Below are 17681 nucleotides of genomic sequence, written 5' to 3' on the forward strand. Positions count from 1 at the left end.
ATGATGGGCGGCTTTTTTTTGGCAATAATAAACAACAATCTCTCTAGAATCTTGTGATATATTTTAGACAAATGTTTATTTATTGGAAAGTTATAATGTCAAATAATTTACAGATGCCTTTAGCGATAATAAGCGCCTTATTACCTCTCGCCCTACTAGGTTGCCAAACAAACAACCTCAATCATTCAGCGCAAACCAGTACCGTCATTGACGATAAAAACTGGTCAGCTGATACGCCAGTACCTAGGCTACTTCAAACGCTCACCAAATATGAATGGCAATTGACTCGCGTCAGTAATGACGATGAAAAAATCAGCCCTTTTAATTATAAGGCACCATTGGTCATGAATGTGCGTCCCGATACTTTGTTATTCCAAGAAGGCTGTCACCGCTATAAAGGTAATTTTAAGGCTTTGCGCCCACTACCTTATCCTTACTCGCTGCCTGATATGTCAGATATGTCTGATAATTGTGAGGTAGCGACGACCAGCTCAGGTAAAAGCAACTCAAATAAAGGCGAGGTTCAGCAAGCTTTAGATATCGTATTTGCGCGCTATTCGAATTCTTACTTTAGATTTGACCCTATATTACCAAACGATCCGCTTTTCTCTAAAAAAGTATCGAAACAAATGAGGTTGACTACAGATAAAGGCAAAGTATTTATTTTTTCTGGTAGAGCAAAACCTATTAAACAGACCTCAGGATTAGCTATCACTAATGAGTTATTAGAGCGCTATGACTGGCACCTTATACGCGCAACTGATAATGCCAATACTTTGATTCATGAGCTTAATAATCCCAATGTACCTATCACCGCAAGCTTTCGGCTTGATACTCATGACCAAGGTGTTAGCTTTTTAACTGGATGTAATGGCGTTGGTGGGTCTTATTCTCTATCGACTAACCATATATTGCTAATCGGTGCATCACCATCAACATTGATGGGATGTGGTGAGTTGGTGAATGGTATTGAGGACTACCTTGATCGTATTATGCATAACAGCACTAGCCACCTAACCTTGACTCATACCGATAATAACCCGATAGCTAATTCTGTTAATGAGATAAAATCTAGCTACTTACTCACCCAAACCCTAGATTCTAGCGAAACCTTAATTTGGAAAAATGAGCCAAAGAAAATCCCTTAATACATTTTCAATCCTATACGTTACTTACATTTATTAACCGATTGTTGCGCATTTAATGAATAACTATAGGGTTTGCTTGGCTATACTGACGATGACGTTAACGAATATCGATACGCGCTCTAACAGAACAATAAATACAGATATTTGTGACTTTAACCACGTTCTAAATAATGAATAAAATAACTGGAGATAATAATGAATAAGACAATGCTTGCAAGTGCCCTACTATGCGGATCAGCGTTAGCCATGACTGGTTGCCAAACGGTCGAAGGTCAAATGCAAACAGGCAATCCTGTCAATCAGCCAGCACTAAAATCTACCATCAAAGCGGTGAGCGGTGATAAGAACGAAGTCGGACAGATGTTCCTGCGTCCTGTCGATGGCGGTGTACAAGTCTACGGTAAGCTCATGAATCTACAGCCGGGCCAAACGGTTGCACTACATATTCATGAGACAGGTAGCTGTGCTGATATGGGTAAAGCGGCAGGCGGTCACTTCAATCCTGACAACAAACCACATTCTAATCCCGATGACATGAATGGTCATGCAGGTGACCTACCTAACCTGACAGCAAACGAAGATGGTGTCGCTACTATCAATTATGTAAACAAAAAAATCACTGCTGATGAAGCCGGTAAGTATAGTGTGAATCGCCTAGCCTTTATCGTCCATGCAGGCGCAGATGATTATACTAGCCAGCCTTCAGGCGCATCAGGCGATCGCGTTGCTTGTGGTATTATCGAAATGAACTAATACTATATATATTAGCCATAAAAAACCTCTTAACTATTGTATATGGTTAAGAGGTTTTTTTATGACCGGTAGAAAAGTGGTTACTCTTCTACCCACTCGCCTTTACGCCAGTACACACCCCAACGGGTGGCCTTGCCGTTTTTCTCAGAGCCGATATACTGCTCTTTTTTCTTACGTGACCAGCGCAAGATGGTTGGGTTACCCTCAGGATCTTCATCTGGTCCCTCAAACAGATATTGGAACTTGTCTTCCATTTTATCTTTTATTTCACGTAGCTCAGCGAGCTTGGGCGCACGAGTCTCACGCACCTTTGGAAATTTAGAAGCCGCTAAGAACATGCCAGCCGCCCCTTCACGCAAAATGAAGTAATCATCATGCTTGGTCGATTTTAGCTCTGGCAGATGTATGGGATCCATACGCGGCGGTGCAGCTTCACCGGTTTTTAGCACTTTACGGGTGTTGTCACACTGCTGACAGGCAAAGTAAGGACCAAAGCGTCCGGTCTTTAGCTCCATTTGTCCATCGCACTTATCACAATCAATGGTTGGCGCATCTGAGCCTGGTACTTCAAACTTACCTTCTTCTAGAATATAACCGTCACAATCAGGGTTATTACCGCAGATGTGTAGCTTGAGACCACCATCGACGATATAACCATTCATGGCGGTGCCGCATTTCGGGCAGCGTTTTTTCTCCATCAAATCTTTGACTTCTGCCGCTTCGTCATCACCTTCTGCATCATCTAAGTTGGCAAACGCTTCGACTGGCATTAGATTTTTGGTGCCTTTACAGCGCTCTTTCGGCGGCAAGTTATAGCCAGTACACCCTAAGAATACACCTGTTGAGCCTGTACGCAGCTGCATCGGACGATCACAAATATCGCAATGCACATCTGGCACATCGGTTGGATCATTCGGACGCATACCATCTTTGCCTTTGGCATGCTCAAGGGTGGTTTTGAACTCACCATAGAAATTATCGAGCACGTCTTTCCAGTCTTGCTCACCCTCTGCCACGTGATCGAGTTTGTCTTCAAGCGCAGCAGTAAAGGTGTAATCCATCAAGTCTGGGAAGCTAGCCGTCAATCTATCGGTGACAATATCGCCCATTTTTTCGGCAAATAGTCGCTTGTTCTCAAGCTTCACATAACCGCGATCTTGAATGGTCGAGATAATTGACGCATAAGTCGATGGACGACCGATACCTTTTTTCTCAAGCTCTTTTACTAGGCTTGCTTCAGTATAGCGAGGCGCAGGCTTGGTAAAATGCTGACTTGGATCAAGCTTGTCTAAGTTTAATTTGTCGCCTTTTTTGACATCAGGGAGTAAGGTATCATCGGTCTTGGCTGGTGGCATGACTTTTGTATAGCCATCAAACACCATGGTGCGACCGCGCGCTTTTAACTCGATATCGCTTGCACCGACAAACAGGTTCACTGATAGATATTTGGCAGGCAACATCTGACACGCCACAAACTGACGCCAGATCAGCTCGTATAAACGAATAGCATCACGCTCAACACCTTTGAGCTGCGTTGATTTCATGTTGACATTAGAAGGACGAATCGCTTCATGCGCTTCTTGAGCACCTTGCTTATTGCCATAGAAATTTGGCTTTTCTGGCACGTATTTTACGCCATAGTTGTCTTCGATATGACCACGGACAGCCGCGAGCGCATCACCAGACAAGAACGTCGAATCGGTACGCATATAAGTGATGTGACCCGCTTCATACAGACGCTGCGCCAAAATCATGGTCTTTTTAACAGAAAATCCCAAACGTGTACTGGCGGCTTGCTGCAAAGTTGAAGTAATAAAAGGCGCGCTTGGACGCGACTGCGTTGGCTTTTCTTCACGCTCTTTAACGATAAAGTCACTCGCTTTGAGTATCTCTAAGACTTTATCGGTCTGCTCTTTATTGCCAAGCTTTAGCGTTTTACCGCCTTGTTTGGTCGCCTCTAAACGGATACCGATTTGCTCCGCATCTGAAGTTTTTTTGGCTTTACCATTAGCAATGTGCGTGTCTGCATGGATTTGCCAGTATTCTTCTGGAATGAACGCGCGAATTTCATGCTCACGCTCAACAACCAGACGCATGGCGACTGACTGTACGCGGCCTGCTGATAGTCCGCGAGCAATCTTTTGCCATAATAGTGGCGATACCATAAAGCCAACGACACGGTCCAAAAACCGACGAGCTTGCTGCGCGTTCACGCGGTCAATGTCTAATTTTGAAGGCTGCTTAAAGGCGCTTTGAATGGCTGATTTGGTAATCTCGTTAAAGACCACACGTTGATACTTGCTATCAGGCCCACCGATAACTTCTTTTAGATGCCAAGCGATCGCTTCCCCTTCTCTATCCATATCCGTTGCCAGATAGATTTTGTCAGCGTCTTTGGCCAGTGCTTTGAGCTCTTTGATGACCTTGGTTTTGTTTGGCAGTACTTCATAGACGGCCGCCCAATCATGCTCTGGATCTACGCCCATACGGCGCACCAGTGCTTGCTGTGCTTTTTCTTCTTTGGTCAGACTGTCATCTTTTTTAGCGGTCGTTGTCTTCTTTGCACTTTTGCTCGCACTGACCGGCAAATCACGGACGTGGCCGATACTTGAGCGTACAATAAAGTCATCGCCAAGATATTTATTAATCGTTTTTGCCTTGGCTGGTGATTCTACAATCACCAAAGACTTGCCCTTTGGGCTGTCAGCAGCTGATGCTGCGGCTTTTTTGGTTGTGGTTTTTGCCATATTCGACGACACCATAATATAGGTAAATTAAAAAATATAAGTAAACTAAAGGAGAAATTACAGTCAGCAGTAAAGTGATTTATAGTAATAATGGCTGCTGATAAAAAAGGTTATAAAACAAATTATAACCATAAAATAAAGATATAGTTATAAAGACGTTACACTGCTAAGCGTTAAACTGTCAACTTTAAATAAATTGAATATGAAAAACTACTTGCATATCGCCCTTTAATGGAGACAAAAAAGCGCTTTACTAGCCTTTCACATCTTTTTGCATTTGTATCGCCCACTTCTCAAGGTTTGTTTTGAGCACTAACAGATCTGCCTCAATCCGTTGCTGATGATACGTGGGATTAGAGTTTGGGCGCACGTAAGCAATGTCTTCCCAATAGATGATAATGCTATTTGCCTTGGTCATCAGCCCTTTAACAAACGGCTCAATGCTCACTGGTAGCTCTAATGGCGCTTTGTCCAAGCTAAAATCGGTTTTTTTCACCGTCACATTATTGCTGCTTTGCGTAGAGCGAATGGCACTTGGAATATGGAGTGTTTTCGCATCATCGCTGGTATCAACAAAACTGCTATCTGGTCGCCATTGTCCATCGATCACTTGATAGCGTGTGTGCGGCAGTTTGGTCTCTTCTAATATCAGACAATACTGTCCAAGCATACCGCGGCCATATTCATTATCACGACCTTTGATCCAATCAGGGCAAGCAACGAGCTTTGGATTAAGCTGCAAACGGCGTGCGGTCATACGCAGCTTGTCTAAACGCTGATCGATACCATTCGGTTTGAGCGCCATCATACTCCCTAAGACGAATAGTACAATGATAACGCCAATCAATGTTCCCATGATGCTCTGGCCTTTTAACTAAATAAAAATGATGCTAAACAATATTAATATAACTGCCACGGCTGATAACCGCTGTCTACGCTAACAGTAAAAATAACGGCTTTATAAATAACTATCCTATAAATCGTTAACGTGAACTGGCTGCTACTCACATGACAGATAACGATATAGCAAGACTTATAATGAGCTCGAACCCGCAAAAATCAAGCACTGCCACTCAACTACTATTCAAAAACTGGCAGTATGGCTCACTCTTTATTTGTCAGTTATACTGTTAAATCAGACATTTAGCGTGCCTAATCATCAGTAGCATAGCCACATACAAAAACCAGATACAAAAAGTGGTCGGCGTAAAAAAGTGCTATGATAAACCATAATTTTAAACGCGCGCAGGTTTATTATGAATTATCTTATTAAGTCAAACTCATCAAGCGCTTATATCGCTAGCAAGCTGACAGGTAAACTCCTGAGCAACACTGGCATAAGCTTATCATTACTTGGCGCAATCGTGCTAACAGTGTCAGGCTGTGCCACCACCCAAAGCCTGACCCCGCAGCAATGTCAAAGCAGTAACTGGCAAGAAGTCGGTTATGCCGATGGTCTACAAGGTCGTTCAGGGGCTTACTTTGGGCACTATACCAACAGCTGCGCCAGTGTCGGCGGCGCCAGTCCTAACCGCATACAGTGGGAGCAAGGACGACAGCAAGGTCTCAAAAACTACTGTACCGAGCTGAATGCTTATAAGCTCGGTCGCGAAGGCTATGACTGGCAGCCAGTCTGTCCATTAGAAGGTATTGAGAAATTAGAAGAAGCTTACTCTCAAGGACGCTACTACTATATCCGTCAGCGCGATCTGGATTACTTGCGCTCGCCTTATCCGTTTGGTTACGGACATCTGGGCTTTGGCTACCGTCCATTTGGGTATGGCTGGTAAAAAGAAAACCTCAGTGATGACTTAATTTGAGGTTTAAGTCGTCACTGAGGTCGGAGAAAAGCTTATTATTTTAATCGTTCTTATTATTGTTATGGCGCTCGTGCTATTCATTGGCTTATTGATTTATATCGCCAATTTTTTGCTGTAACGGACGTTGCATTTCGCTACTTATTACTATCGTTTATCGCTGCTATTATTCATTGACAAAGGCAATCTTGGTGAGTCCTGCTTGACTGGCAGCCGCCAAGACCTGAGCGACCGTATCATACTTACCTTCTTTATCGGCGCGCAGTTGCACTGAAGGATCTTTGCCGGTTGCGCCTTGCTCTTGCAGACGCGCCTCTAGCGCTTCCATGCTGATGGGATCGCTGTCCCAAAATATACCCGCGTCTTTATCAATACTGATTTGAATGGCTTCTGGCGGCGTTTGATTGACCTCAGCATTAGTCTTTGGCAAGTCTAAAGGAACCGTCGGATTCAGCACGGTCGCTGTCAATAAAAAGATAATCATCAATACCAGCATGATATCGATAAGCGGAATGAGGTTCATCTCATTCATACCTTGAATGTCATCATCACCCAGTTGAAATGCCATAATTATTCTCAATACTTGTGTTTGTTGTCATGCCGCCAAGAGGTGCTTTTTTATTCTGCCACAGAGCTGCTGTAGTGGCGCGCTTGCTGCGTGTCTACTGCTGCATCGATAGTATTTGAGCGATTGCCTTTAACCGCCTGCACCGATGTTGCGCCCGCATTCGGGCTAGTAGACGATGGCACAGGCTCAGCAGACCCGGACAACAGATCATGTGCTCTATCATTGGCTTGATACATCACACGGCGATTGATACGTACTGCTAGGTTGTAAAACACCACAGCTGGAATAGCCACAGCGATACCAAGACCCGTCATAATTAGTGCCTCACCAACGGGGCCTGCCACTTGTCCCAATCCTGCCTGTCCACTCATACCAATATTATGCAGCGCGTGGAAAATGCCCCACACTGTGCCAAATAAGCCGATAAATGGCGCGATCGCTGCCGTCGTTCCAAGAATAGGTAAGCCGCGCTCGCTCGCAAAACGATATCGTCCTATGTGCTTGAGTAACGTCTGTTCAGTGACCAAACGACGAGCGGCAGCATCGGAGCCGACCAAATCGGCCTGCTTTGCTTTTAGTTGTTGACTCAAGTCATCTGCCACACTGGTCGCCAGTTTGCGACTTTGCAATACGCGGACGATACCTGTCACCCAAGAGAGAATAGATAACGCAAGTAACGAAAAGAATAACGTCTTTGTCACCATGTCGCTGATCTGCCAATATTGCATAAAGTCCATATCAGACTCCTTAATGTTTTATGCCATCACATGCTACTAAAATGAGTATCATGCCTTGTCTTATTATGAAAGATTATCAATAAATACGTTGTTATAAAATACAAATACTTAAGGAACCGCATAGCTGATCGGCAAGGTCACATTGCCCACTACTGGTGCGCCATTCTTGGTAAAGGGTTTGAACTTGCCAGAGCGTACTTGACGCTGGGCTTCTTTATCCAGCAAAGTATTGCCTGAAGACTGCGCCACTCGCACGCTATCGATACCACCTTGTTTATTGACACGCAATACCAATACCACGTTGAGCGTATCACCTGAACGCGCTCTGCGTGCCGCACGATCAGGAAAGCTAAAGTTTGGCGCAGAGGCCCAATTGGCAGCGCTCGCAGTAAAGCTCACAGGCTCATTACTCTGTGCTCGAGCAGCAGCTTCCGCAGCTGCCTCAGCTGCTTCTCTAGCGGCTTGTGCTTGGGCGGCGGCTTCTGCTTCTCTAGCAGCTTTTGCTTGTGCCGCAGCCTTAGCATCCGCGACTCTTTTAGCTTCTTGCGCTGCTCTGTCTTGTGCTTCTTGAGCGGCTTTTTTGGCTCGAGCAGCAGCCTCTTTGCGCTGTTCATCAGCAGCCGATGTATCGACTATCGGTTCTGGGCTGATCTTTTTGGGTGCTGCTTCTTTTGGTACAGGCTTTTGACTACTCTCAGTAGATGTTTTTTCGGTTGCGATGATTGGCGGTGTTTCAGATACTTTTTTCACCACAGGCTTCGCTGGTTCTATAGGTGTCTCGACACGCTTCTTAGGCGGTGGCTCTGCTTTTGGCTTTTGTACAGGCTTAGGTTGCACTTCTTTTTTGACCGTGACCTTTTTGACCTGCTGCACAGGTTCTTTCGTTTCTGCTATAGGCGCTGCGCTTTTAGTCGGTAGCGTAACGAACTCTATTTCGATCGGCGGTATGTCTTGTTTTGGCTCAGGCTGTAATTTGGGCGCTTTTATGCTCACCAATGCGACTGCTGTTAGCAAATGCAGCCCTACCACTATTAAAATGGAGAGTAGGATCGATCTGATTGGTGGGGCCTCTAAATCCGTTGAACTCATAACAGCCTAATATTTATTGTCCGGGATGGAATGGCGTAGATAATAATGCAAACGATAATTATTATCAATAATAATTTACAATATTTCTTTGCTTGCAAGCTTTTTTAAGTCTCTTTTGCTTAGCTTATTTGATCAATCCATACCTCTATTTCAATATGTGTGACTCACCTATTACCTATCTTTAGGAGAAAACACTAACTATTTAGTGATACGAATACTGACTCATCCTGTAGACAATTATTTATAGATAGCTATCCATTGCTAATAAAAACCATTATCATTTATATTGATAATGAGTCTCAACTACTTTATCATAGCGACTGTTTGGTTTTCCGTATCATGATCAAAAACTGATGCGCATAAAAATATCCAAACCATAAAACGCTCAACTCAAAAGAATAAGGCTAGAGAGTAAAACTGACAGGCGCTCTATCGGCACGCCTTTGATATGAGCATTACTCTGCTCAGTTGCTCTCATCATTTTCTATTTTTATTGTGCTACCTGTGCAGTTGTCTTATTAACAGACTGCTTAAACATCCTGATATACCGAGTCCCTTATGTCTACTACCCCATTATCACACCGTCGTACTAATCCTATTTTTAAACGTCCATTATTGATGATGACAGCTTTAATCGCTGCTATCAGTGTGACAGGTTGTAGCTCACCTGAGTCTGAATCAGCTGATGCTACAGCTACCAATCAAACGGCCAATGAGTCTGCAAACGTTGCCAATAACGATGCCGTATCTGCTGAAAAAATCACGGTGAATACGGTTAAGGGTGATGTTGAATTGGCAATGAGTCCCTCACCGTTGGTGGTTTATGACATGACCTTGATGCAAGACTTGGCAGCGCTAGATGTGGCTGTTGACGGTATGCCAGGCAGTTTGCTGTTAGACAATTTACACTCAAAAACGCAGCCTGAACCAAAAGCGGTCGGCACTGTGTTTGAGCCAGATCTTGAGGCATTGAATGCCATGCAACCACAAGCAATATTGGTGGGCTCACGCATGGCAGAAAAGTATAATGAGCTGTCAAACATCGCGCCGACGTTGGATATGTCTATCGACACGGCTAATATTTATGAGTCGAGTAAGCAGCGTTTGCATGATTTGGGTGCGTTGTTTGGCAAAAGCGATCAGGCCGCTAGATTGCAACAAGACATAGATACGCTTATCGACGAGACAAAGGGTGTCACTAAAGATAAAGGCACTGGTCTGGTCGTTATGGTTAATGGCAATAAAATGTCAGCATATGGCGATAAATCTCGTTACGGGTTTATCCATACAGTGCTAGATGTGCCAATGGCAGATAAGCAAATTGCCGATGCCCCTCATGGACAGCCGGTCTCTTTTGAATATATCCAAAAAGCCAACCCAGACTGGTTGTTTGTTATCGATCGCAGCGCCGCGATTGGTGAAGATGGTATCGGTGCCAAAGCCGTATTGGACAATCCGCTGGTCGCGCAAACCAACGCTTGGAGCAAGCAGCAAGTGGTTTATCTAAGCCCAGACTCTTACCTAGCGTTTGGTGGCTATTACCAATGGATGCAGGATCTCACAACGATTAAAGATGCCTTTGCTAACGCTAAATAACGTCGTTCTCTATACAAACGATTGTTTCACAAGTAGGTAATTATTACCGTTAACCTTGCTCATTTTTAAGCCAGTAGAGATTATGTCGTTATTTTCACACCGTGCTCGTGTTAGGCTCAAACCTAACGCTTCTCTGCCAGTATCAAATTGGCAAGGAAGCGCTAGCCATACTTTAGGCTCGAAATATCGACGTGCTGCCATACCACCGTGGTTAATCAACACCGCAAGCCTCATTATCATGGGGCTTTTGGTGTTATTGAGCTTATCTATTGGTGTGGCTGACTTTTCGTGGTCGGGTATCTTACAAAGTATCATTAGTCATAGTGCAAACTCTGATAGCTCGCTACTACTGGTCAGCCGTATCCCGCGCACCGTTGCGATTATTTTGACGGGCATTGCGATGGCAGTGGCAGGAATGATCATCCAAGTGGTGCTCAAAAATCGCTTTGTAGAGCCGTCCATGGTCGGTGCTACCCAAAGCGCCGCGCTCGGTTTACTAGTGGTCAGTCTGCTATTTCCTGCCAGTGCGCTCATTGTGAAGATGAGCGTAGCGACCATTGCAGCCATGCTGGGTATGATGCTCTTTATGCTGCTGATTCATCGTATTCCGCCGACGGATTTTTTGATGGTTCCGCTGATTGGTATTGTCTTCGGCGGCATTATCGAAGCAGTCACTACCTTTATCGCCTATCAAACTGAGTCGCTACAGATGCTAAGCGTGTGGCAGTTTGGGGATTTCTCAGGCGTATTGGCAGGTCGTTATGAACTGCTGTGGCTCACGGGCGCGCTGTGTGTGCTAGCTTATATCATCGCCGATAAGCTAACCATCGTCGGTCTGGGTGACAATATCGCCTTGAACTTGGGTATTAGTAAACGCCAAGTCACATGGATTGGCGTCGGTATGGTGGCCATGATGAGTGCCATTGTGGTCGTGACGGTCGGTATGATTCCTTTTATCGGGCTGGTCGTGCCAAATATTGTGAGCCGTCTAATGGGAGATAAGTTGCGGCGTAGCTTGCCCGCAGTCGCGCTACTTGGCGCTTCAGCCGTATTGCTGTGCGATATTATCGGTCGCTCGATTCGCTATCCATTCGAAGTCCCTGTTGCCACCGTATTTGGCGTGGTCGGTACAGTGCTGTTTTTATGGCTATTATTGCGCGCGCCAGCTGAGCAATAAGACTAAGCAGTAAAGCTGAATAATAAAACAGCAATCTTTAATCGATTAACCACTCACTTACCGTCGTTCATTTTTTGCCTTATTTAGATAAGCTTGGCATCATAGGATTTATTTATGTTCTCATCAACTAAGCTTAGTGCCACAAAGGCTCGTTCTACGGAAACCAACACAGCGATAGATAACTCATCTGCAGCAGATGGTCAGTATTCAGCTGCTGCCCAAGGTCAGTTGGCAAAGCTTTGGGCATGGATAGCTGCGCATCCAAAGTCCATTGCAGCTATTATTCTACTGATCTCGATGACCTTGTTTATGACACTCAATGTCAATGGCTATTGGGACTTTGCGCTACCGCTACGCGGCAAAAAACTGCTGGCACTGATGGTGGTTGGCTATGCGATTGGCGTGTCGACGTTATTGTTTCAAACGTTGACTCACAATCCAATTCTAACGCCCTCCCTACTCGGGTTTGATTCGCTCTATGTTTTGCTACAAAGCTTACTGGTTTTCTTTTTAGGGGCAATTAGCTTTACCAGTCTCGATCCTATTGCCAAGTTCACGCTTGAGATTGTCCTGATGTTTGGGGCATCTTTATTATTGTTTAAGCTATTATTTTCTAAAAGCAGTCAGGATCTGACACGCTTGATATTGGTGGGCGTTATCTTTGGTGTGTTGTTCCGCAGTTTATCAGCACTCATTGCACGGCTGATTAACCCTGATGATTTTGTGGTTGTACAATCTGCTAGCTACGCACAGTTCAATACGGTCAATCCTCAGCTATTAGGCATTAGCCTATTTATCTGTATCATCACTGCGGTGTTTGTCTGGCGCTGGCGCTACCAATGCGATGTGCTGATGCTCGGACAAGCCCAAGCCATTAACCTTGGTATCAATTATCAACGTCTGGCATTTGGCCTATTAACTGTTATCGCAGTGCTAGTCGCCACAGCCACTGCACTGGTCGGTCCAGTGACTTTCTTTGGTCTATTGGTTTGTGCATTGACCAATCGTATCGCTCGACACATGTATCATACTGAGCGGCTGATATTGGTCAGTTTGGTCGCTATGATTTGCTTGGTGTTGGGTCAGACACTCTTTGAGCAAGTGCTAGATATGGCAGGCGTATTGTCCGTTGTGATAGAGCTAGCAGGTGGCCTCGTGTTCTTGGCATTGATATTTATGTCTCAACGCCGTTCGTTATAACTACTTAGCCGACATTGTTTATTTAGCTGATGCTGTTGATAAAGAAAGCCCTAAGACTTTTTAAATAAGACGATTATGATTAAACTGAATAATATCTCTCACCATATTGGCAAACAAAAAATCTTGCATGACATTACGTTATCCCTACCAACGGCGCAGGTCATTGCTTTGATTGGGCCTAACGGCGCTGGAAAATCGACGTTGTTTTCTGTCATGGCTCGCTTGCAACCGTTACAGGATGGGCAAGTGAGCTTTGCTGTAGATAATGAGGAACGTGATATTGTCAGCTGTCAGGCGCGCACACTGGCCAAGACGGTCGCGATGCTTGGGCAAGACAACCATGTACAAGGACGACTGCGCGTGCATGAGCTGCTGATGTTTGGTCGTTACCCTTATCATCAAGGACAACCAACCGTAGGCGATCAGCAAAAAGTACAAGAAATCCTCGAACGCTTTGAGCTGGAGCCACTTGCCGAGCGTTTCTTGTCAACGCTATCAGGTGGACAGCGTCAGCGCGTGCTGATTGCGATGATTGTCTGCCAAGATACGCCCTATCTATTGCTCGATGAGCCACTCAACAACCTAGATATGTATCATGCTGGTCGACTCATGCGTGAGCTACGTACGCTTAGCCACAGCCAGCAAAAAACCGTGGTGATCGTCCTACATGATATCAATCAAGCAGCACAATTTGCCGATACGGTCGTTACAATGAAAGCAGGAGAAGTGATGGCTGTTGGTCGCCCTGCTGATGTTATTACTCAAGAGACAATGAAAGATTTATACAATGTCGACGTCACTGTGCTCAATCATCAGGGTCGTCCTGTGATTGTGGATACGGTGTAAAACCCCACTTTTTCTTATGTAAAAAAGCTCAATATAATGCTAGTACATTGGTACTAGCACTATATTGAGCACATCAATTTTATGTTTTAATATCTATTTGAGCTTTTGCAATGCCTTTAAACGCTGTTGTCGGCCTTTCCACCATAGATACACACCTGTCCCTGATAGCACCGCAACTGCCAGTCCAATCATTGCCAAAAATGCTTGATACAGTCGATGGCTCCAACCTTGACCGATATGTCCCATATGAAGCGTTGACAGCCATTGGTCTACTTTGTTACCAAAACCGCTTTGATAACCAAAACTAACGCGCGCAACCTCTCCTGTGGCAGCATCAACCGTAATGGATGACGCACCGCTGTGTGTACCAATATCTCTATCTGTTTTGAAACGCATTTGCCATTGCTCGTCCTCTGCAACCCAGCGGATACCCAATAACTGCTGTACAGCCGTGCCATTCTGCCGCGCCGCAATATCGGCTTGGGCACTCAGATAGGCAATGCTGTTGCTCTTATTGACTGCTTGAGCAATGGCATCCGCTGTATTGCGGCTATCGTTAACAGTCGTATTTGAGTTTATAGACTTATCTGCCCTACCCTGATTTTCTACTGTTTTATTCGGTTCAGGCTTGGTTGGCGGTCGCCCTCTTTCTCTTGGCGTCAGTCCGACCACTGCCTGCATCACAGGCTGATAAACGGGTTTTAGATTAAACCCAACGCTCGACCAAGCGATGACAAATAGCATAACCCATAGCCACAGACCAAAAGCATGATGCAAATCATAGTTAAGCTTAAAGGTATTGGTTTTGCGGCGAATTTTCCATGCAGGTAGCCAGCGCTTAAACAGCGAGGCGCGTTTTTTGATAGAGACTTGTTTTGACTGACTCGATTTGACTGCTCGAGGAAAGGTCAAATAAAAGCCAATAAAACAATTAATCGTCCAAACTAGCGAGACAATGCCCAAGACCCATTTACCAATATCACCAAGCAATAAGTCACGGTGCAGCCAAAATACCTTCCACATGGTATTATGCCATGCCCAAGTATCTTTATTCCGTGTTCCAATGACTGCGCCAGTATAAGGGTTGACATAAACCTCATTAAAAGCAGGCTCAGGCGTGGTAGGCTTGCCGCTGCGCCATCTATCTACCGAAAACACCGCTGACTTGCCCGCCTCAATGGTCGTCGGCAAACTTGAAAAACCATACTGCGGATAGGTACGGATCACACTATCATGCAGCGCAGCGACAGACTGTATCGGCGTGTTTTGTGCCTCGACACGCGCCAGTTTATGGTTAAACAAGTCATCTAACTCATGATGAAAAGCGAGCAGCGCACCCGTGAGACTGGCAATGATTAAAAAGGCTGCCATAGCAAGCCCAGTATAACGGTGAATCCACAAGCAGGCTTGACGAGGATTGAATGTAATCATTGGTCTTGGTTCTTTATTATATGTTGTTTGGGTAGGTATTTATCCGTTAGCGTCATTGCTGCTATAGCCAATCCAAAAGCCAGTAGGCAATAAAAAGCCAGCTCCCATGTACAGACAGCTGACTCTATAAGTACGATTAGACTCAAACCAGATAAGCTATATTAGAACTGATATGTTAAAGACGTTTTGATATTACGTCCCATTTCAAAATCAGTATAGGCATCATCGATAGAGTTGCGCGATGCATGACTTGCATAAGTCTCATCAAAGATATTGTAGACACCTAGCGTGGCTTTTAGACCTTCGATTTGAGTTGGCGCATAAGTCATAAAGATATCATGCACGTCATAGCCTGGTTTTTCGTTGTCATCACCGGCGGTATTTGGTGTCACATCGGCGACATAAGTACTGCGCCAGCCAAGCTCGGTGGTGCTGGTTGGAGCGTAACCAAGATTGACCATGTACTTGTCACCAGACTCTGAGCCACTGCCGCTGACAGAAGAGATATTGTAACCCGTATCTTCGCCTTTGCTACGTGCACGAGCATAGCTTAGACCCATGTTGAAATTATCTGCGCGATAATCAGCTGATAACTCTACGCCTTTGATCTTAAAATCTTCGTCATTATTAATGACACCTTGGCAGGCTTCAGGGGCAGCACTTGTACCTAGTTGCCCAGTGGTACAATTCATACCAGTTCTACTGCCACCTGCACGTACGAACTCAATATAGTTTTCGATATTGGTTTCAAAGTACTTAGCGCTCAGCTTTAAAGAGTCATCAGCCATGGTCAAACCACGCAGCGTTGTCGCAATACCGACTTCTGCATTGTCACCTTCTTCTGCTTTTAGGTCATTGTTCACATAGGTATCAACACCGTCGGAATTAAAGATCGCTTGGCTAAGATCTGGACCATTAAATAACTGAGTATAGCTTGCAAATAGCTGGGTACGCGGTGCAATCTCATAACTGGCAGCCAATGCGCCAACGACATTGTCATAAGTCTTGCCAGCCGATACATACTCTGGTGACTCATAACGGTCATAACGGACGCCTGGCGTTAAACTAAGCTTACCCATCTGCCATTGGTCTTCTAGATACACTGAGGTATTGGTTGCCTCATCAGTGCTCGCCTTGCCGAAATTGCGTGCCATCTCAGATTCTTTTTTGTAATGCTCAACCCCAGCGATGAACTTATGAACCCCTGGTACACCGTTGATAATACTGCTATCAACGATACTGGTGTTCTGTACTTTGCCGCCTGTGGTTTTGACCTCCGCATCAAACTCAAACCCAGGTACGCCGTCAGAGTTACGCAAAATCTGCGTGCTGGTCTGATATACATTGGCGTCTACATCGACCAACTGGTTGGCAGGATTGTAAGCGTAGTCAAGCGCATAGGTATCGCGTTTGACTTCCTGCGGGATGATTGGGTTCCAGCCACCAGCAGGAAAATCTGGACGTAATGGGAACTTGCCTTTGTTTTCGGTACGGCTAAAGCTAGCGCCTACATGATGATCACTACCGACATACGCACCCGCTTTTAATAAGATGTTTTCGCCTTCGCTGTTTTCAGTTTGGATTTTACGGCCTTTACCATCTTCACCAGCGTCCGCATCACGTTTACCATAATAAGCCAGTAAATCAACATTTTCTGTTGGCGCACCATACACAGTAGCTGAGGTTAGCAGTTCATCATTGTTGCTGCCGTAGCCTGCATGCAGCTTAGCACCTATTTTTTGACCAGGCTTAAGTAAATCTGCCGCGTCGACTGTCTCAAAAGCAACCGCACCGCCGATAGCATCATTACCGAGCGTCACTGAGTTATTGCCCACTGACACCTCTGCTTGTTTTAGCAGATCTGGATCAATCGTGACATCACCCATGTGGTAGAACAACGCGCCTTCTTGACGTGCGCCATCAATCGTTACTTTTAGGTTGGTATCATCAAGACCACGTACACGAATACGTTGGTTGACCGATGAGGTACCGCCTACGCTTACCCCCGGTACGACGTCCAGAAAATCGCTCAGATGGCTTGCTTGAGCTGCTGGCGTATAGTCATCTATATAGACAGAGTCTTCTTGTACACTATCGCGGACAGAGCTATTTGCTGTCACGGTAATCGTTTGCAACGTCGTATTTGGCATATCTGCTGCCGTTGCAGCACTGGCCGCTTGTGCACACAATACCGCTGCTACACCCATAGATAGCACAGTCAATCTGCTAGATAACTTTACTTCGCGCATAACACATTTACTCACTTTTACTGTCAAAAATTAGAATTATTTGTAAAACCTGTCATAGAATAGTCCTGAAAATAGCGCCTATCAGAAGATTCAACACCTTAAAAACACTCAATCATATCGTGCAAATAACACTATTAATGCTAATGATAATGATTAGCGTTTAAATAAAGAGAGGCATAATAACTAAGTATTAACAATTTGGCAATAATTAATATCATACATTCTCAATTCTAGTACTTAGTACGCCAAGTGGACGTAGCAATACAACGCAGCAACGCTTGGTATTAACTATAAACATACCCCACTCTCAACTTGAAATAAGC

At 44.9% G+C, this 17681-nt stretch carries 14 protein-coding genes; 7 read left to right on the forward strand and 7 right to left on the reverse strand.

What is annotated here, in order from left to right; translation table 11 throughout:
* The first annotated feature begins 95 nt into the window (after nucleotides 1–95).
* Together AS194_RS03620 and AS194_RS03625 are read left to right on the forward strand one after the other, a co-directional pair.
* On the forward strand, nucleotides 96–1148 hold the full coding sequence (locus AS194_RS03620) for an META domain-containing protein (RefSeq protein WP_058024111.1): 1053 nt from the start codon (nucleotides 96–98) through the stop codon (nucleotides 1146–1148).
* A 195-nt stretch (nucleotides 1149–1343) separates the two neighbouring features.
* Nucleotides 1344–1901, forward strand: coding sequence for a superoxide dismutase family protein (locus AS194_RS03625; protein ID WP_058024112.1), 558 nt, complete (start codon nucleotides 1344–1346; stop codon nucleotides 1899–1901).
* An 80-nt stretch (nucleotides 1902–1981) separates the two neighbouring features.
* Here AS194_RS03625 and topA read toward each other — a convergent pair whose 3' ends face one another.
* Nucleotides 1982–4648, reverse strand: a complete 2667-nt coding sequence (gene topA / locus AS194_RS03630; protein WP_058024113.1) for a type I DNA topoisomerase — start codon at nucleotides 4646–4648, stop codon at nucleotides 1982–1984.
* 253 nt (nucleotides 4649–4901) lie between these two features.
* Nucleotides 4902–5504 carry a hypothetical protein gene (locus tag AS194_RS03635; RefSeq protein ID WP_058024114.1) on the reverse strand — a complete coding sequence of 201 codons (603 nt, stop codon included), beginning with the start codon at nucleotides 5502–5504 and terminating at the stop codon, nucleotides 4902–4904.
* A gap of 400 nt (nucleotides 5505–5904) precedes the next feature.
* Here AS194_RS03635 and AS194_RS03640 point away from each other — a divergent pair, with 400 nt between their 5' ends.
* A complete protein-coding gene (locus tag AS194_RS03640; protein WP_058024115.1) occupies nucleotides 5905–6438 on the forward strand; it encodes a DUF2799 domain-containing protein in 534 nt (177 codons plus the stop codon).
* Nucleotides 6439–6631: 193 nt separating this feature from the next.
* Here AS194_RS03640 and AS194_RS03645 read toward each other — a convergent pair whose 3' ends face one another.
* The 3 genes from AS194_RS03645 to AS194_RS03655 all read right to left on the reverse strand — a co-directional run bounded on the left by AS194_RS03645 (nucleotide 6632) and on the right by AS194_RS03655 (nucleotide 8859).
* The gene (locus AS194_RS03645; protein ID WP_058024116.1) at nucleotides 6632–7033 is read right to left on the reverse strand and encodes an ExbD/TolR family protein; all 402 of its coding nucleotides are present in this window, start codon (nucleotides 7031–7033) and stop codon (nucleotides 6632–6634) included.
* A 50-nt stretch (nucleotides 7034–7083) separates the two neighbouring features.
* Nucleotides 7084–7770, reverse strand: a complete 687-nt coding sequence (locus AS194_RS03650; RefSeq protein ID WP_058024117.1) for a MotA/TolQ/ExbB proton channel family protein — start codon at nucleotides 7768–7770, stop codon at nucleotides 7084–7086.
* Nucleotides 7771–7878: 108 nt separating this feature from the next.
* Nucleotides 7879–8859: an energy transducer TonB gene (locus tag AS194_RS03655; protein WP_058024118.1), complete on the reverse strand. Its 981-nt coding sequence runs from the start codon at nucleotides 8857–8859 to the stop codon at nucleotides 7879–7881.
* A gap of 558 nt (nucleotides 8860–9417) precedes the next feature.
* Between AS194_RS03655 and AS194_RS03660 the strand changes: the two genes are divergently transcribed.
* The 4 genes from AS194_RS03660 (at nucleotide 9418) to AS194_RS03680 (ending at nucleotide 13678) form a co-directional block, all read left to right on the forward strand.
* The gene (locus tag AS194_RS03660; protein WP_058024119.1) at nucleotides 9418–10455 is read left to right on the forward strand and encodes a siderophore ABC transporter substrate-binding protein; all 1038 of its coding nucleotides are present in this window, start codon (nucleotides 9418–9420) and stop codon (nucleotides 10453–10455) included.
* Between the two features lie 82 nt (nucleotides 10456–10537).
* Nucleotides 10538–11632 carry an ABC transporter permease gene (locus AS194_RS03670; RefSeq protein WP_152978596.1) on the forward strand — a complete coding sequence of 365 codons (1095 nt, stop codon included), beginning with the start codon at nucleotides 10538–10540 and terminating at the stop codon, nucleotides 11630–11632.
* Between the two features lie 114 nt (nucleotides 11633–11746).
* A complete protein-coding gene (locus AS194_RS03675; RefSeq protein WP_083499584.1) occupies nucleotides 11747–12832 on the forward strand; it encodes an iron chelate uptake ABC transporter family permease subunit in 1086 nt (361 codons plus the stop codon).
* A 75-nt stretch (nucleotides 12833–12907) separates the two neighbouring features.
* Complete coding sequence (locus tag AS194_RS03680; protein ID WP_058024122.1) at nucleotides 12908–13678, forward strand: ABC transporter ATP-binding protein; 771 nt, start codon at nucleotides 12908–12910, stop codon at nucleotides 13676–13678.
* A gap of 93 nt (nucleotides 13679–13771) precedes the next feature.
* Here AS194_RS03680 and AS194_RS03685 read toward each other — a convergent pair whose 3' ends face one another.
* Nucleotides 13772–15109 carry a PepSY-associated TM helix domain-containing protein gene (locus tag AS194_RS03685; RefSeq protein ID WP_058024123.1) on the reverse strand — a complete coding sequence of 446 codons (1338 nt, stop codon included), beginning with the start codon at nucleotides 15107–15109 and terminating at the stop codon, nucleotides 13772–13774.
* Between the two features lie 161 nt (nucleotides 15110–15270).
* Nucleotides 15271–17358 carry a TonB-dependent receptor domain-containing protein gene (locus AS194_RS03690; RefSeq protein WP_058024124.1) on the reverse strand — a complete coding sequence of 696 codons (2088 nt, stop codon included), beginning with the start codon at nucleotides 17356–17358 and terminating at the stop codon, nucleotides 15271–15273.
* Between the last annotated feature and the right edge of the window lie 323 nt (nucleotides 17359–17681).

It is taken from the genome of Psychrobacter piscatorii, assembly GCF_001444505.1.
In the GTDB taxonomy this organism is placed as follows: domain Bacteria; phylum Pseudomonadota; class Gammaproteobacteria; order Pseudomonadales; family Moraxellaceae; genus Psychrobacter; species Psychrobacter piscatorii_B.

Coding starts and splice junctions, on each gene's coding strand:
- AS194_RS03620 (WP_058024111.1), top strand. CDS start 96: ATGTCAAATAATTTACAGATGCCTTTAGCGATAATAAGCGCCTTATTA.
- AS194_RS03625 (WP_058024112.1), top strand. CDS start 1,344: ATGAATAAGACAATGCTTGCAAGTGCCCTACTATGCGGATCAGCGTTA.
- topA (WP_058024113.1), bottom strand. CDS start 4,648: ATGGCAAAAACCACAACCAAAAAAGCCGCAGCATCAGCTGCTGACAGC.
- AS194_RS03635 (WP_058024114.1), bottom strand. CDS start 5,504: ATGGGAACATTGATTGGCGTTATCATTGTACTATTCGTCTTAGGGAGT.
- AS194_RS03640 (WP_058024115.1), top strand. CDS start 5,905: ATGAATTATCTTATTAAGTCAAACTCATCAAGCGCTTATATCGCTAGC.
- AS194_RS03645 (WP_058024116.1), bottom strand. CDS start 7,033: ATGGCATTTCAACTGGGTGATGATGACATTCAAGGTATGAATGAGATG.
- AS194_RS03650 (WP_058024117.1), bottom strand. CDS start 7,770: ATGGACTTTATGCAATATTGGCAGATCAGCGACATGGTGACAAAGACG.
- AS194_RS03655 (WP_058024118.1), bottom strand. CDS start 8,859: ATGAGTTCAACGGATTTAGAGGCCCCACCAATCAGATCGATCCTACTC.
- AS194_RS03660 (WP_058024119.1), top strand. CDS start 9,418: ATGTCTACTACCCCATTATCACACCGTCGTACTAATCCTATTTTTAAA.
- AS194_RS03670 (WP_152978596.1), top strand. CDS start 10,538: ATGTCGTTATTTTCACACCGTGCTCGTGTTAGGCTCAAACCTAACGCT.
- AS194_RS03675 (WP_083499584.1), top strand. CDS start 11,747: ATGTTCTCATCAACTAAGCTTAGTGCCACAAAGGCTCGTTCTACGGAA.
- AS194_RS03680 (WP_058024122.1), top strand. CDS start 12,908: ATGATTAAACTGAATAATATCTCTCACCATATTGGCAAACAAAAAATC.
- AS194_RS03685 (WP_058024123.1), bottom strand. CDS start 15,109: ATGATTACATTCAATCCTCGTCAAGCCTGCTTGTGGATTCACCGTTAT.
- AS194_RS03690 (WP_058024124.1), bottom strand. CDS start 17,358: ATGCGCGAAGTAAAGTTATCTAGCAGATTGACTGTGCTATCTATGGGT.